Origin of the sequence: Asaia bogorensis (assembly GCF_900465345.1) — a bacterium.
Classification (GTDB): Bacteria; Pseudomonadota; Alphaproteobacteria; order Acetobacterales; family Acetobacteraceae; genus Asaia; species Asaia bogorensis_A.
The window spans coordinates 108,217-123,286 of record NZ_UEGO01000011.1 but is presented as its reverse complement, the minus strand read 5'-3'; the positions used below and the strand labels follow the sequence as shown (position 1 = coordinate 123,286).

Genomic DNA, 15,070 nt, shown 5'->3' with positions numbered 1-15,070 from the left:
GGGGAGCGGCTGTCAATCTCGTCGTATGTCCCGGCTCCGCACAGATCGGGAGCCGGAGAAGATCATTGCATCGGGCATTGCAGCCCGATGCAGCCAGATCAGGCGGCCTTCTGCTTTTCGATGTAGTCGATGGCGTCCTTGACGGTCGCAATCTTCTCGGCTGCATCTTCCGGAATCTCAACGCTGAAGGCTTCTTCAAACGCCATGACCAGCTCAACCGTGTCGAGGCTGTCAGCGCCGAGGTCGTCGATGAAGGAAGCGTCAGGGGTTACCTTGCTCTCTTCAACGCCGAGATGCTCAACAACGATTTTCTTAACCTTATCGGCGATTTCGCTCATCTGTTCTGGCTTCCTGTGTGCCCGGCAATTCGGGCGGTTCGAAACTGTTTACCATCCGTCTGGTTGCCCAGTCGGTCCCCGTCTTTACTCCAGAGACGGCATAATCTGCCAGTACTCCGGATCGCGGACCGAAGATCGGGCCCCGGCGGGCCGAGACGCCCACGCTTCGGACGAAGCAGCGGGCGCTTAGCATGGTTTACCCTCGCACGCCAAGCTTTGCGTGCGAGCAGGGCCGATGCCCTTATGGCATCGCCATGCCACCGTTAACATTCATGGTCATGCCGGTCACCCAGCCGGCCTCTTCCGAAGCCAGATACACGACAGCAGCCGCAATGTCTTCCGGCTTGCCCATACGACCGAGCGGAATGGAGCCGAGCAGCTTGTCGCGCTGTGCTTCAGGCAGAACCGCCGTCATGGCCGTCTCGACAAAGCCCGGTGCGATGACATTGACCGTGACCCCGCGTGAGCCGGCCTCCTGCGCGAGGGACTTGGTCATGCCGATCATGCCTGCCTTGGCAGCCGAGTAATTGGCCTGACCGCCATTACCGGTCACACCGACGATGGAGGCGATGTTGATGATGCGACCTGCGCGCCGGCGGAGCATCCCCTTCAGCGCAGCACGACACAGACGGAACGGAGATTCGAGATCGACCGTCAGCACCTGAGACCAGTCCTCGTCCTTCATGCGGATGATCAGGCCATCGCGCGTCAGACCGGCATTGTTCACCAGAATATCGAGCGGCTTGCCGAGCAGCTCTTCCGCCTTGCCCACCAGGGCATCGGCCTCGGCACCGATGGAGAGATTGGCCGCACAGACATGCACCCGCTCCCCGAGGCTGGCTGCGACCTCGGCCAGTGCCGCCTCACGCGTGCCGGACAGCACGACTTCGGCACCCTGCGCGTGAAGCGCGCGGGCGATGGCCGCGCCAAGGCCGCCAGAAGCACCGGTAATGAGGGCCGTTTTGCCTTCAAGACTGAACATCGTTTTCTTCTCCACGCTTTCAGAGGTCACGCAGCAGCGCCTCGATTTCTTCAGGGGTTCCGGCATTACGGGCCGTCATGTCAGGCGCAATGCGCCGCACCAGACCGGTCAGCACCTTGCCCGCGCCCAACTCGACCTGCGAAGTGACGCCCATAGCCGCCATGGCCAGCACGCTTTCACGCCACCGCACAGAGCCCGTCACCTGCTGCACCAGCAGGGAAGCAACGCGCGACGCATCGGTATTCTTTGCCGCCGTAACGTTGGTGATGACGGGAATGGCCGGGATCGCAATCTCGGCACGTTCCAGAGCCTCGGCCATACGTTCGGCCGCCGGCCCCATGAGGGATGAATGGAACGGCGCGGAAACGGGCAGCATCACGGCGCGCTTCACCCCCTTGGCCTTGGCCACCGTAATGGCGCGCTCGACCGCCGACAGCCGGCCAGACACGACAATCTGGCCACCGCCATTGTCATTGGCCAGTTCGATTGTCTCATGGCGATCGGCCTCACCCTCGACCATCAGACGGGCAGCCTCGGCGCAAATTTCCTGCGCCAGTTCAGCCTCGACACCGAGCAAGGCAGCCATGCCACCCTCGCCTGCTGGCACGGCTTCCTGCATAGCCAGTCCACGCAGGCGCAACAGTTTTGCAGTCTGGGCAATACCCAGCGCACCTGCGGCGGCAAGGGCGGAATACTCACCCAGCGAATGACCGGCCACGACGGTCGCCTTGTCTGCGAGCCTGAAGCCGCCCTCGCTTTCGAGCACACGCACCGTAGCCATGGAGACGGCCATCAATGCCGGCTGCGTATTCTCGGTGCGGGTCAGGTCGGCAGCTTCGCCGGTAAAGATCAGTTTGGACAGATGCTCACCAAGCGCATCGTCAACCTCCTGAAAAACCTCTCTCGCCGCCGGAAAAGCCTCGTAGAGGCCCTGTCCCATCCCGATGGACTGGCTGCCCTGACCGGGAAACACGAACGCATGAACTGACATGACCGTACCTTCATTCACGCCTTGGCACCTGTGCCGCGGCCCTCCTGCCCCGGCACAAGGACCAGGGACTATTCTGACCCGCGTGATGGCGGAGGCAACGGCTTCCTGTCAAATCGTTACTTTGCTGTGAGGTCGCCACGCAGGGCGAAAGGAAGGGTCATCACGACCCGACTGAGCGGTCTGGTTGCGCTGAACGCGGCATCCTTCCTGAAGTCCTGAGGGCGAAAGATATAGGGATAGGGCGTACTGCCCTGATTATCGACCAGCAGCCGCTCCACACCGCCCTCCCGCACGATGAAACGGCTACCGGGCGCGACATCGACACCCAGCCTGTGCGTATCGGGCAGCAACAAGGCCATGAGAAATCCCCCTTCATCCTCAACACAGCCATCAAGCTGCGCCAGCCATTTCAACGCCTGCTGCCGGGTAAAATGCTGCCTGTCCGCAGGCGCCACCGTGAAGAAGAAGCCGACATTCAGACGCTCACCGGGCTTGAGCCGTGCGTAGATTGCTGGATCGGCCTCCCAGAGTGCTGCCTCATGAGGCACGACGATTTCGTCATCCGTGCCAAGCGGCGGACCGGGGAACAGGTGAATGACCCGCTCTCCCAGCTTCATCATCATACCCGTTGTCCGTGCGGCTCGGTCTCCGGGCTGGAGCACAGCCTGCAGATGCAGCGTCAACCCTGCACGATCCGCCTCAGGGAAGGAGTTGAACCGACGAAAAATGCGCTCCAGTCGCCGGTATCGTTTTGACAGGGGCACCATGCCTTGCGCCGTGACCCTGATCGTCTCGACAGACTGCCCAGTCGCCTCACGCCCTTGGCCCGGCGGTCGGTTCATGGCTGCAGGAGAGCCTGTTCCCGGCGTCAAGGATGTCATGTCCGATGCTGGCAGAGCGCCACCATCAGTAGCCCCCTGCCCGAGACAGGCATTTGGCGTCAGGAGATACAAGGCCGCTGCGATGACGGGCCAAAAAGCCACCCGACCCGAACTGCTGGCAATGGCGCGACACAGAATGACGTGTGGCACAGACGACAGGGATTTGACGTTCATGGCGCTCTGTTCTTTTGCAGGACGATGAACACCTGCGGTACCCGCGCCGGATCGTCAAGGAACTCGATGATACGGAACAGATGCCCCCATTTCTGGATGATGTAGGCGCGCGGGATGATCGCCTCACCATAATGGGCGGCCGGATGAGGACGCCTGACTGGCGATGCATGAAGAAACCGGCCAGCGTCGTAACGCGCATGAGCCCGTGCCTCATCCGTGAAGCTGTCGGCGCAAGCCTCGTGCCAGCCATGCTCCAACCTGATGCCAGAGGCTCGCTTGAGACGCTGTTCCGCGCAGAAGTCGATAAACCGACGGCTCTGCGTAGTGATGACCGCGAGCCCACCCGGCGCAAGGAGGCGGTGAAACTCTGCCATCCACTGCCCTGCCAGATACTCGTCCAGATGCGAGAAAACAGAGAACGAGACGATCAGATCGAAATACCCATCCCTGACGGGTATTGGCGGCGCCATACCGCAGCTCAGGAAGCTGAGCGCCGGATTACAGCGCCGCGCTTCCATGAGAAATCGTGTTGTTGAGTCAATGCCATAAAGGTTTTCAGGGCGTACGTCCTTCATGAACAGACGCAGGATACGACCCCATCCACATCCGAAATCCAGCACTTTTGTCGCAGCCGAGACCGGACGATCCGTGAAATGACCAAATGCCTTGGTTTCGCGGAAGAACATGTAGGCTTCATGCAGGGAAACTTCGCCCGAATGACCATGTATCTCGCGCTGCATCTCCTCAGCCGGAAATATGGGCATGCGCACATGGTCTATTTCCGGCATATGAAGTGACGCGACCAGTATCCTGAGCCAGTCCTCATCACTGCATGACCTGAAACGCTCATGCAGATCAGAGGTATCCGGATAAGAAGACATGTGTTGCCTTACCTGTTAAATCAGGAAAGACCCTATAATATAGATGAGTAATATGTAAAAGTTTACTGCTGATTTCCAAATAACAAACGAAATTACCTTATCTTATCCGATAGTGACAGGCAGAGAGATGTCTGCGGAGTCATTTTCACTCCGTAACACCGGTCAGTTTATAAGTCCCCCTTGCGGCAGGACTTCAGCGCGACACAAGACGCCCGCGCTGCCAGGCTTCAGCTGCCTCCTCCGGATCCATACCGTCAATCTGGATCGCATGGTCGAGCGCGCTCATGACCTTGTTACCCAGCGTCATCTCTGACAATTCATCAAGCATATCCTGATCCGCGCAGGCTGCCACGGCTTCGCGCACCAGCATGCACGCTTCCATTTCAACACCTAGCCGCGGATCCTGCACCGGCCCAAAAGCCTCGTGATTGAACAGCGCATGAGGCTGCGCAAGAAAGACGAGCGCCTTGCGCCCTTCCTCACGGAGACCGCACACAACGGCGTGCAGTTCCTCGTCGTCACAGAGTTCTGTCGCTACACCGTCAAGACCCGGGGTTTGGGCCAGAAGCGCGTTCATCTGCCCCGCATCCGAACGCGCGGCAATCACCAGATCGACATCCCGGGCATCAAGACTGGCGACCTCGGGCAGATCATCAAAACTGGCCCAGCAGTAATAAGGACGATACAGCGTACCGAGAACGCGCATACCATGCTGCACCAGCGCAGCATCACGCGGCAGCCATGCCGAGACAAGAAGATCAATCGCGCCCGCTTCGAGCATGGATGGAAGCTCGCTCGCGTCAGCATCGACAAAATCGACCTCGACCTCATGCGCATCGAGCACACGTGCCACCGCGCTGGCGCAACCAGCATGCAGCGCAGTGCCCAGGTAGCCTAGGGAGATCGTGGTCATGACAAATCCTTCTGGCCACAGCGTGCGACCGACAAGAGGTTGAGGCAGATGGAAGGTGTTCGATCACTTCATACCACGGATGGCAAGAGGCAAGCATTGCTTTGCCGACAGCAAGCGTGCATCGAAGCGTTTGGTCTTTATGCGTATGGCCCATCCAACCTCGGGTAAACCCCGCTTGGAAGCGGGATTTACCGACCGGCAGTTCAGTTCTCCTGCGCCTGACGCAGCGGAACGGCAAATTGGGCGTCGCATCCTGTCGGGAGATAACGCAACACTGCCTCACCCTGATGGCCGAAGCCCGCCTGGAGCAGACGTGACCCAAAGCCACTTGTCGCAGGCGGCACCACGAGAGGACCATTTTCCTCACGCCAGTGCAGATGCAGCATTTCGCGTCCCGTTGCGCGGCTTATGCTCCAGCTCAGACTGACCTTGCCTTGCTCGACACTCAGAGCACCATATTTGGCAGCATTCGTACCGAGCTCATGCAGCATGAGCCCAAGTGTCGTCGCTGTATTGGGCCCGAGTGAAACCGACTCTCCGACCAGATCATAACGCTCGATCGGTGCAATGCGCGAAAGCACATCATGCGCCAGCGTTGCCAGATCCCCGCGCTGCCAGGACTGACGCATGAGCAGGTCATGCGCAGATCCGAGCGCTACCAGTCTCTTCTCAAAAGCCTTGACGGCAATACGGTTTTCGACCCCGCGCAGACTCTGATTGGCCAAGGCCTGAACGAGGGCAAGAGTGTTCTTGAGACGGTGGGCAAGCTCCTGATGAAGAGTCTGCTGATGAGCGCGGGCATCGAGCGAGGCCGCAGCGGCCTGGGCACGGTCAGATACGGCCCGCATAAAGGCAAGCTCCTGGTCGGACCAGTCACGTGGCGCACAGCTCTGCACAAAAAGACAATGGGTCATCCTGCCTTGCGCCATGATGGGCATAAGGAGCTGAGCCCTGACCTGATCTCCCTCATCCCCCTCACCACAATGAGGCATCGTACAGGGTATCCAGACATTCTCGCGTGCATCGCGAACTGCCAGAAGCAGCCCCTGATCGAGCACACCAAGCGCAGCGGGAAAGGCATCACGATGATACCGACCGCTCGCACTGGGTATGTCAGCACCATGCCAGTCCTGCAGGATGTGAAAAACACCTTCCTCGCCGGGATCTACCAGCGCGCATCCGGCACGATCGGCGCCCAGGGCTTCACCCAGGGCACTGGCAGCGGCAAGATAGGCCTCATCGGGTGTATCGACCTTGCGCAGGGCGTCGCCAAGTATCACCATCGCAGCGAGACGGTTCGTTGCAACCCTGTCCCGTGTGATATCCTCGATCGTCCCGATCAGACGCCAGGCTTTCCCCCGGTCATCGAGCTCGACTTCGGCACGCCGTCTGACCCAGCTCTGCGTGTGGTCAGTCAGACTTCTGATGGCATAATCCGTTTCGGGCAGAAGAATGTCGTCGCTTGATCCTTCCGCAAAATGCAGGAGATCAGCATCTGGCACAGGCATGCACTGGGCGAAGAGTTCCAGCAGGCATTTCTCTCCCGATGGGATACCTGTCAGGCGCATCAATTCGGCCGAGAGCGTGATGATGTTGCTGCCGAAGCGGATCTCGAATGTCCCCAGCCCCGGCATGTCCTCTATTGAGGGTAGCCTCCCCTCAGGCAGGCCCCCTCGCGCAGCACCGCGACTGCCTTGCTGGAGAGAACTACCTGCAGACCCCTCCTTTACAGACGGGCACCGGCCAAGGACCTTTACGATCTGTCGGATTATAGCCTCCTGTCCCTCACGGAACGAGGTTGCATCAAGGTCCAGAAGATGAGGGGCCAGGAAACACAGGAAACCCTCACCCTGCCCTTCCGGCAGCAGAAAGGACTGGGCAAACCGGAAGGCGTAGTTCCAGGGCGCCCGGGCCAGTTCCGTCAGAGGCGAAAGCACCTCCTGGATGAAGGTTTGCCGTGGCGGCGATGGTGGCGGTGGCGGATCCATCATCAGGGGCAACGCCCCGTAGGTCGCACCAACAACATGCCTGCCATTCTCTTGCAGCGCGATATAGGCTGCGGGAGCACGCACCATTGCCGCCGCGGCGGTAAGCAGATCGTGCAGATCCTGCTGGCGCCTCATGAGACGCCAGACTTCTTGATTGTGAACGGGTTGGTCGTCTCTTCTATCGGAGACTGTTCCCTCACCGCTCCCATAACACACATAGGGTCTTCTTTACCTTCCTGGTCTGATCAGGCCGATGGTTCGGCCCTGTGAAGGGGCAGTAAAGCACCCCCCTCCACGAGCATTCAAATAGAATTCACCATATTTTAACGCGATCCTGTGGCGCGAGATAGAGCTTATCTCCCTGCTTCACGCCAAAGGCATCATACCAGGCATCAATGTTGTGCATGGGTATGTTTACCCGTGCCTCCGGAGCCGAATGCGGATCGATCACGGCGCGGTTGCGAATTGAGTCGGGGCGCAATTTCTGGCGCCATACCTGCGCCCAGCCCAGGAACACGCGCTGATCACCGGTCAGGCCATGCACTACCGGTGCGGGCTTGCCATGCAGCGAAGCATGATAGGCGTCGAGCGCCAGGGTGAGACCGCCGAGATCGGCAATGTTTTCACCCATCGTCAGCTTGCCGTTCAGATGTACGCCCGGAAGGACTTCAAACGCGTCATACTGCTTGCCAAAACGATCGGCCAGCGCCTGGAAGCGCTTGACGTCATCAGGGGTCCACCACTGGTGCAAACGGCCATGCTCGTCGTACTGACGCCCTTCATCGTCGAAGGAATGGGTCATTTCGTGACCGATTACCCCGCCGATAGCGCCGTAATTGACCGCGGCATCCCCCTTGGGATCAAAGAAGGGCGGCTGCAGGATGGCTGCCGGAAAGACGATCTCGACCTGGTTCGGATCGTTATAGGCATTCACCGTCTGCGGCGTCATGAACCACTCGTTGCGGTCTACCTTCTTGTCGAGATGGCCAAGGTTGTATTGCCACTCGAAGGCGACCGCACGTGCGCCATTGCCATAGAGGTCGCCCGGCTTGACCGTCAGACCGTCATAGTTGCGCCACGTGTTCGGATAGCCGACCTGGATCTCGAAATTCTGCAGCTTGCGCCCTGCCGCTTCGCGCGTCGCGGGGGCCATCCAGGCATTATGGGCCAGACGGTTTGCAAAGGCGTCTTTCACGTCATGGGTAAGTTCGGTGATACGTGCCTTGGCAGCCGGCGGAAAATACCGGTCGACATAGATCTTGCCGATTGCCCAGCCCATGGCGTCTTCCGTGTGCTCGACGGCCTGCTTCCAGCGCACCGGAAGCTGCGGCGATCCTTCGAGTTCATGATCATAGAAATCGAAAGAAGCCTGGACGAAGTCGTGGCTCAGATAGGGTGATGCAGTGACGGCCAGATGGAAGGCTAGCCAGGCACGCAAGGTGTCGTAGTCTGAACCGGCCAGGATCTTGGCCATACCGGCCAGCGCAGTTGGCTGACCTACGATGATACGACGTGCACCAAGCTTGTCCGCCGGAATACCGGCAGCCGTCAGGAAGGCTGCCCAGTCAACACCCGGCGCTTTCTTTGCCAGCTCATCGACGGTCATAGGGTTGTACACCTTGACCGGATCACGCATTTCGGTACGAGACCACTGCGCCTGGGCGAGTGTGGTTTCCAGAGCCACGATCTTCGCGGCCGTCTGCTCGGCATCCTGCCATGAAATCATGCCAAGCGTTTTGGCAATATAGGCCTGATAGGCCTTCTTTTTCGCGGCAAAATCCGGCTTCAGGTAATAATCCCGATCCGGCAGACCAAGATGCCCCTGATGCAATGACAGTGCATATTGCTCGGGATTGTTGTCGTCAGCGTTGATCATCAGACCGAACGGTGAATACTGGAAGTTGGAAGCTGCCTGACCAAACAGTCGGGCCAGGCTCGACGGGTCCTTCACCGCCTGGATGGTGGCGAGATCAGCCTTGAGCGGCTCCGCCCCCAGCTTGTCGGCCTTGGCCGTGTCAAGGAAGGTCGCGTAAAACGCCCCGAGCTTTTCCTCGGTTGTCTTCGGATCGGCAGCGGGGTGCTTGCCTGCATCGGTCAGGATCGATTGCACGCGCTCATGCGCCGTCTCGGTCAGGATGACAAACGGACCAAAGGACGAGCGATCAGCCGGTATCACGACATTCTTCAGATAGGTGCCGTTGGCATACTGAAAGAAATTGTCGCCAGGGCGAACGGCCTTGTCCATGCCGGACATGTTGAAGCCCCAGCTCGGATCATAGGGCTTTACCGCCGCGTCGGCCTTTGCAGGAGCGGCACCGGCCGCATGTGCCGCAGGGAGGACCTGATGAGTCAGGGCGATGACACTGACAGCTCCGAGCCAGAGCGAGGTGGTACGTTTGAATTTTCCGGTCACAAGCCATCACTTTCAGCAGGTTCAACACCATCCCGCCCATTTTCTGGAGCGGGACACATCGTGCAACGTTATGACAGATTTTGTTTAACGGCGAGTCCGTGTGTTTGCCTTGCGCGAAGCCGGTTCCAGACTTGCCGAAGCCAGCACATTGAAGTCGAAAACCACCACCTTTTCGAGTGACGGACCCGCAAATTCCTTGAACGCCTCATGCGCAGGATCAAACCACGCCGGATCCATGACCACAGGCTTGCCAACATAATAATTGCGATCCCCTTCGGAGGCGAAGGTGACAACGAAGGCCTGCTGCAGACCTGCATCCACGCCTTCGCCGCTGTTTTGCACACCCATCTCGATCGACCGCACGGGGTGAGACCCGTCGGGACGGCGTGAGTCCTGCACAAGCCTCAGGAAACGCGAGGTGATTTCAGCGCGCATGGCATTGGTGGTGCCCGGCTTGTAGCGGAACATCACGACGTGCCGCAGAAGTCCCGGCCGCCAGCTGGGCGCCGTGAACTGGGGCAGGCCCACCTGCGCTGCGAGCTGACGGGCGGCAATCGTGCCATCATCAGCGACCGGGGGCAGAGTCACCGGGCCTGACGACGCGATCGGCAGGGAATAGGGATCAGCCATTGCCGGTGTCACGCAGGAGCCGGCGGCCACGGGGAGGAGCGCCGTCAGAGCGACACCCAGAAGGCTGAGACGTGTAAAAGTGTGCGACAAGGGTAGCCCTCCAGTTGGATCGGTTCCGTTCGTCACTGATTAGACCACGAAACCCGTCCGGGAGGGCTAAATTCTCGGTAGGAGAGAAAACGCTTTCGTTACGAGGCTGCCATAGCCTTGCGGAAGCGCTTCGCCTTGAACTGGATCAGCTGGTACATCGCCCTGGCAATCAGCACCTGCACCTTCGAGTGTGGCGTAAAGCCAATGGTCTTGAAGATCATGCTGGTCACACGATTGATGTGCTTAGGCTGATAATAGCCCATCGCCCGCGCCATGTACGCCGCAATACATTTCTTGTGATCATAGGGCGTGTTGGCAGGCATGTTGGTGGTGTAATAGGCGGTCGCGAGCTCATCATCCTCGCTTTCCGTCACCCGCCCCAGCGCGATCTTTGTCCGCTGCCACACGCTGAGCTTCTCGCGCTTGAGATAACGGTGCATGTGGTCATAGAACAGCTTGAAGTGACGGTATTCGTCAGCCGCAATCTGCTTGCAGATGGCCTTGAGCACTGGCTCATCCGTCGCATCCGCCATCGCCGTATAGAATGACGAGGTGCCGGTCTCGACCATGCAGCGCGCGATGAGCTCGCCCGTGCGCGACCCGCGGATCGAAGCGTCGACATCCTGCTCGATATGATAGGTCGCCCGATAACGTTCGAACGCCTTCATATAATCCCAACTCGGATCGGCCAGCATGGCCCATTTGCCCAGCGCATCCCCATGCTGGACTTCCTCGACCGCCCAGTTATCGGCGGCCTGCCGGAAATCGGGATCACCGACAAAGACATTACCGAGGTACACGGCGTAATCGAGCCCGTTCCGCTCGACCACCGCCGCAGCCTTGATGACCGGAATCAGATCCGGGTCCACGCGGGATGCATCAAAGGCATCCCAGTCCATCTGATCGATGCGCCAATGTTTCATGACGCTTAGATGACATGTCCCGGCCATTTTGGGTAGAGTTCTCGCGCAGGCGCGTGACAAGCGCCCCCTTGCTGTGGCATCGCTGCCTGAGCTTTTCCTTTTCAAATGTTTTGGAGCCATGCCCCGCATGTCCCTCGATACCCTGACACGCGACCCGGTCCTCCCTCGTGAAATACGCGCCCAAGGGCACGACATCCAGGCCGGCTGGAAACCCGAGATCAGGCATGACTGGACTCGCGATGAAGTTGCGGCACTGATCGACCTGCCCTTCCCCGAACTGATCTTCCGCGCCCAGATGGCCCATCGTGCCTATTTCGATCCCACCCGTGTGCAGATCTCGACACTCCTCTCCATCAAGACAGGTGGCTGCCCCGAGGATTGCGCCTATTGTCCTCAGAGCGCCCTGCACGAGAAGAGCGTGAAGGCCGAGCGCCTCATGGCCGTCGAGAAAGTGCTGACCGAAGCCCGGGCCGCCAAGGCCGCCGGTGCCGGACGCTTCTGCATGGGGGCAGCCTGGCGCTCCCCCAAGGAGCGTGACCTTGACACCGTGTGCGCCATGATCGAAGGCGTAAAGTCACTCGGGCTCGAAACCTGCGTGACCTTGGGCATGCTCGATGGCGAGCAGTCGCGCCGCCTGAAAGAAGCCGGGCTCGACTATTACAACCACAACCTCGACACCTCGCCTGAATATTACGACAAGATCATCACCACACGCACCTATCAGGACCGCCTCGACACACTCTCGAACGTGCGCGATGCCGGTATCAATGTCTGCTGCGGCGGAATCGTCGGCATGGGTGAGGATGAGAGCGACCGCGCAGGCCTGATCGCGACCCTCGCCTCCCTGCCCCAGCACCCCGAAAGCGTGCCGATCAATCTGCTCGTACGCGTCGAAGGCACACCGCTCGCCGAAGCCGAGGCCGTTGATCCCATCACCTTCGCCCGCGTCGTTGCCGCTGCACGCATCACCATGCCTGCCAGCCATGTACGCCTTGCCGCAGGCCGCGAACTGATGAGCGACGAAGCGCATGCCCTGGTATTCCTCGCCGGCGCCAACTCGATCTTCTGCGGCGACAAGCTGCTGACTACCCCCAACCCCGCCGAGCATCGCGACCGCAAGCTTCTGGCGAGCCTCGGCATGAAGCCGATGACCGAAGGGCACTGAACCGGTCTGGTTCGGTACGGCTTAGAGGGGCCGGTTCCTGCAAGGGGATCGGCCTTTTCTTTGCGCGACGGTGCCGGGGCTCTGCCCCGCACCCCGGAAAAGGGCGTGGGCCCCTTTCATCCCTGATGTTTATCCGGGACTTCGGCGAGAGCTGGCCTGTCATAAACGATATGAGCGCGATGACCTGCGGCGCTGCTCAGTGAGTGGCAGATCAGGGGCTTGTGTCTGCTGAATATTTCAAATCGCCGAGCAGGTACCGTCTGGGTGAGTCGCGCATATCCGCTCAGAGCGCGGCCGATCTGACTGACAACGAGGCTCCACGAAAAAAGCCAGCCCGAAGGCTGGCTCTGGAACAATCGTCATTCGGCCATCCCGGATGGCCGGGGGGTGAGGCTCAGCTTGCCCCGTGACCTGCTCAGAAATCAGCCGTGACAGAAAACTTGAACGTGCGCGGCAGGCCCTGAAGCAGATAACCACCGAATGCGCTTTCCCAATAACGCGTATTGGCAAGGTTATCGACACCCAGACGGGTCGTGATGGCCTTGTGCTCCACAACAAAGCTGTAGCGTGCACCCACATCGAAACGCGTCCAGTTTGGCACACGCATCTTGTTGAGATTGTCGGCATATTGATGGCCGGTCTGGATCACACGCCCCGTAAGCGTCGCGCCGCGGATGAACGGCAGATCATATTCGAGATTGCCGTTGATCGTGTAGCCCGGCACGCCGATGGAGCGATTGCCGTCATAAAGGCCGCCTGATGTGCGACGTTGGCTAGCATCTATGATTGACGTGCCGCCATTGAAGCGCAGACCCTTCACGATCTCACCATTGACGGTAAATTCGATCCCCCGGTTACGCTGCAATCCGTTGACCGAGAAGATACTGTTGCTGGTGCCTGCAATGGCAGACGTATAGGCGTTGGGCTGATCGATCTGGAAAATCGACACAGCAGTCGAGAAACGGCCGATATCGTATTTCGCCCCAAGCTCGTACTGGACCGTCTGGTAAGGCGGGAAAATCTGCCCCAGATTGACAACCTGTCCGCTGGCCTGAGGGCCGGGCGCCAATCCCTCAATGCGATTGAAATAGATCGACGTCTGGCGTGTAGGATGCACCACAAGCCCCACAACCGGCGTGAATGCTCCCTGATCGTAGGAAGTCGTGCTCTTGCCGTAATTATAGGCGACTGTCTTGATCGATTGATAGCGAAAGCCTGCCGTCAGCGCGACCCGGTCATGAAATGCCGAGACGGTATCTGAGAAGAAGAGGCTCCACAGACGCGTGGTATTGTTCTTCTGCGGATTATCGATGTTTCCGCCAATATACGTTTCGGGCTGCGACGCATTATAAAGCGTCGGATGATAGATGTTCGTGGCCTGCCTCGTCAGAGCGAGAGCATAGGCGGAAGCATTTTCCTCCCACAGGCCAGACCCACCGGCATTGATTTCATGCTTGATGCCACCCGTGTTGAAATGCGAGCGCAGCCCGGCCTGTGTGCTTTCATTGGTCTGCACATAGGGCACATACATGGCCCCGTTATAACCCGCCCCGGTCTGGCTGTTGGTGACATAGGTGCTACCGTAATTGCCCTTCTCGTTGCCTCCCAGACCGCCGAACTGCGCATAAGCCGTCAGGTATTTGCTGAAATCATGCTCCACCTTCAGCTTGCCATAGATGTAGTTCAGCTCCGTGTAGGTCCAGGGCTGACCGTAATTCGATCCTGCGCCCGGCACTTTCGGTACTGAGGTCGCACCACTCAAGAACACGCCACCGCGCCCGCCATTCACGCCCTGGTTCTCATAGGCCATGTCCACGGTAACACGCGTGCGTTCTGCCCGGTCATGCCAGTCGAAACCGCCACCTACCGCAACCTGATGGCGCTTCTCCCGGTCGATGGCCGCGACACCGCTACGACCTGCAACGTTGATCCGCACCCCGAACTGCTTGTCCTGGCCAAAACGTCGACCCACATCGACAGCGCCTCCGCCCATCGAGGAGCTGGTGTAGTCGCCCGTGACACGCGTCAGAGGGGTATCGCCGGCATGCTTGAATTCGAGATTGATATTGCCGCCCTGTGCCGTGCCACCCGGTGCGGCACCGTTGAGGAACGCCGAGGCACCATTGAGCACCTGCACCTGTTCGTAAAGCTGGGGCGAGACGAGCTGGCGCGGCGTGATGCCGTAAAGCCCGTCAATCGCCACGTCATCGCCATAGACAGGGAAGCCACGGATCACGAACTGCTCGGAGAAATTGCCGTAACCGAGCGTTGTGCGCACGGTCGGGTCATTCATTAGCACCTCGCCCAGCGTCTGGGACTGCTGGTTGAGGATCAGCGCCGAAGTGTAGCTGCGCACGTTGAAGGGCACATCCAGCCCCTTCTTGTTACCCAGCGCACCCAGATTACCGCCTGACTTTACTTCCATACGGTTCTGACGCTGCGCCTTGACCTCGATCTGCTCATCGCTGGTCAGGGCGTGGCGACCCGCCTTGTTAACCCCTCCCGCGTTTTTCTGACTGTCTTTCACCGTCCCCGATTGCGATTGTGCCTGCGTGGGTGTCTGATCCTGCGCGAAAGCTTGGCATGGCAGGGTTGCAGACAGCATGAGCAGGGCAGAAAGTGCCAGACGTCGTGGACGCGGCATTCCGGGGTTCAGGGCAGACAAGGTGAGCAGGCTCAAGAGGCTAATCTCATTGACAAG

At 59.5% G+C, this 15,070-nt stretch carries 12 protein-coding genes; 1 reads left to right on the top strand and 11 read right to left on the bottom strand.

What is annotated here, in order from left to right; genetic code table 11:
* Positions 1-98 precede the first annotated feature (98 nt).
* The 10 genes from ED655_RS05590 to ED655_RS05545 form a co-directional block, all read right to left on the bottom strand.
* Complete coding sequence (locus ED655_RS05590; RefSeq protein WP_023978090.1) at positions 99-338, bottom strand: acyl carrier protein; 240 nt, start codon at positions 336-338, stop codon at positions 99-101.
* A 241-nt stretch (positions 339-579) separates the two neighbouring features.
* A complete protein-coding gene (gene fabG, locus ED655_RS05585) occupies positions 580-1,320 on the bottom strand; it encodes a 3-oxoacyl-[acyl-carrier-protein] reductase (RefSeq protein WP_122049349.1) in 741 nt (246 codons plus the stop codon).
* A gap of 19 nt (positions 1,321-1,339) precedes the next feature.
* The gene (fabD, locus tag ED655_RS05580; protein WP_122049348.1) at positions 1,340-2,311 is read right to left on the bottom strand and encodes an ACP S-malonyltransferase; all 972 of its coding nucleotides are present in this window, start codon (positions 2,309-2,311) and stop codon (positions 1,340-1,342) included.
* Positions 2,312-2,427: 116 nt separating this feature from the next.
* Complete coding sequence (locus ED655_RS05575; protein ID WP_122049317.1) at positions 2,428-3,366, bottom strand: hypothetical protein; 939 nt, start codon at positions 3,364-3,366, stop codon at positions 2,428-2,430.
* Entirely contained in the window at positions 3,363-4,247 is an 885-nt protein-coding gene (locus ED655_RS05570) for a class I SAM-dependent methyltransferase (protein ID WP_122049316.1), read from the bottom strand. Before ED655_RS05570 ends, ED655_RS05575 begins: the two co-directional genes overlap by 4 nt.
* Positions 4,248-4,440: 193 nt before the next feature.
* Positions 4,441-5,160 carry a glycine betaine ABC transporter substrate-binding protein gene (locus ED655_RS05565; RefSeq protein ID WP_240993517.1) on the bottom strand — a complete coding sequence of 240 codons (720 nt, stop codon included), beginning with the start codon at positions 5,158-5,160 and terminating at the stop codon, positions 4,441-4,443.
* A 203-nt stretch (positions 5,161-5,363) separates the two neighbouring features.
* Positions 5,364-7,283, bottom strand: coding sequence for a sensor histidine kinase (locus ED655_RS05560; protein ID WP_122049315.1), 1,920 nt, complete (start codon positions 7,281-7,283; stop codon positions 5,364-5,366).
* A gap of 178 nt (positions 7,284-7,461) precedes the next feature.
* Positions 7,462-9,561, bottom strand: a complete 2,100-nt coding sequence (locus tag ED655_RS05555) for a M13 family metallopeptidase (RefSeq protein WP_240993516.1) — start codon at positions 9,559-9,561, stop codon at positions 7,462-7,464.
* Positions 9,562-9,645: 84 nt separating this feature from the next.
* Positions 9,646-10,281 (bottom strand): Dabb family protein, encoded by a 636-nt coding sequence (locus ED655_RS05550; protein ID WP_408735647.1) that lies wholly within the window; start codon positions 10,279-10,281, stop codon positions 9,646-9,648.
* Between the two features lie 98 nt (positions 10,282-10,379).
* The gene (locus ED655_RS05545) at positions 10,380-11,204 is read right to left on the bottom strand and encodes an acyl-ACP desaturase (protein ID WP_122049314.1); all 825 of its coding nucleotides are present in this window, start codon (positions 11,202-11,204) and stop codon (positions 10,380-10,382) included.
* 127 nt (positions 11,205-11,331) lie between these two features.
* Between ED655_RS05545 and bioB the strand changes: the two genes are divergently transcribed.
* Positions 11,332-12,369, top strand: a complete 1,038-nt coding sequence (gene bioB / locus ED655_RS05540) for a biotin synthase BioB (protein WP_122049344.1) — start codon at positions 11,332-11,334, stop codon at positions 12,367-12,369.
* A 415-nt stretch (positions 12,370-12,784) separates the two neighbouring features.
* Here the strand turns inward: bioB and ED655_RS05535 are convergent, their stop codons facing one another.
* Positions 12,785-15,013, bottom strand: a complete 2,229-nt coding sequence (locus ED655_RS05535; RefSeq protein ID WP_122049313.1) for a TonB-dependent receptor — start codon at positions 15,011-15,013, stop codon at positions 12,785-12,787.
* Positions 15,014-15,070 lie beyond the last annotated feature (57 nt).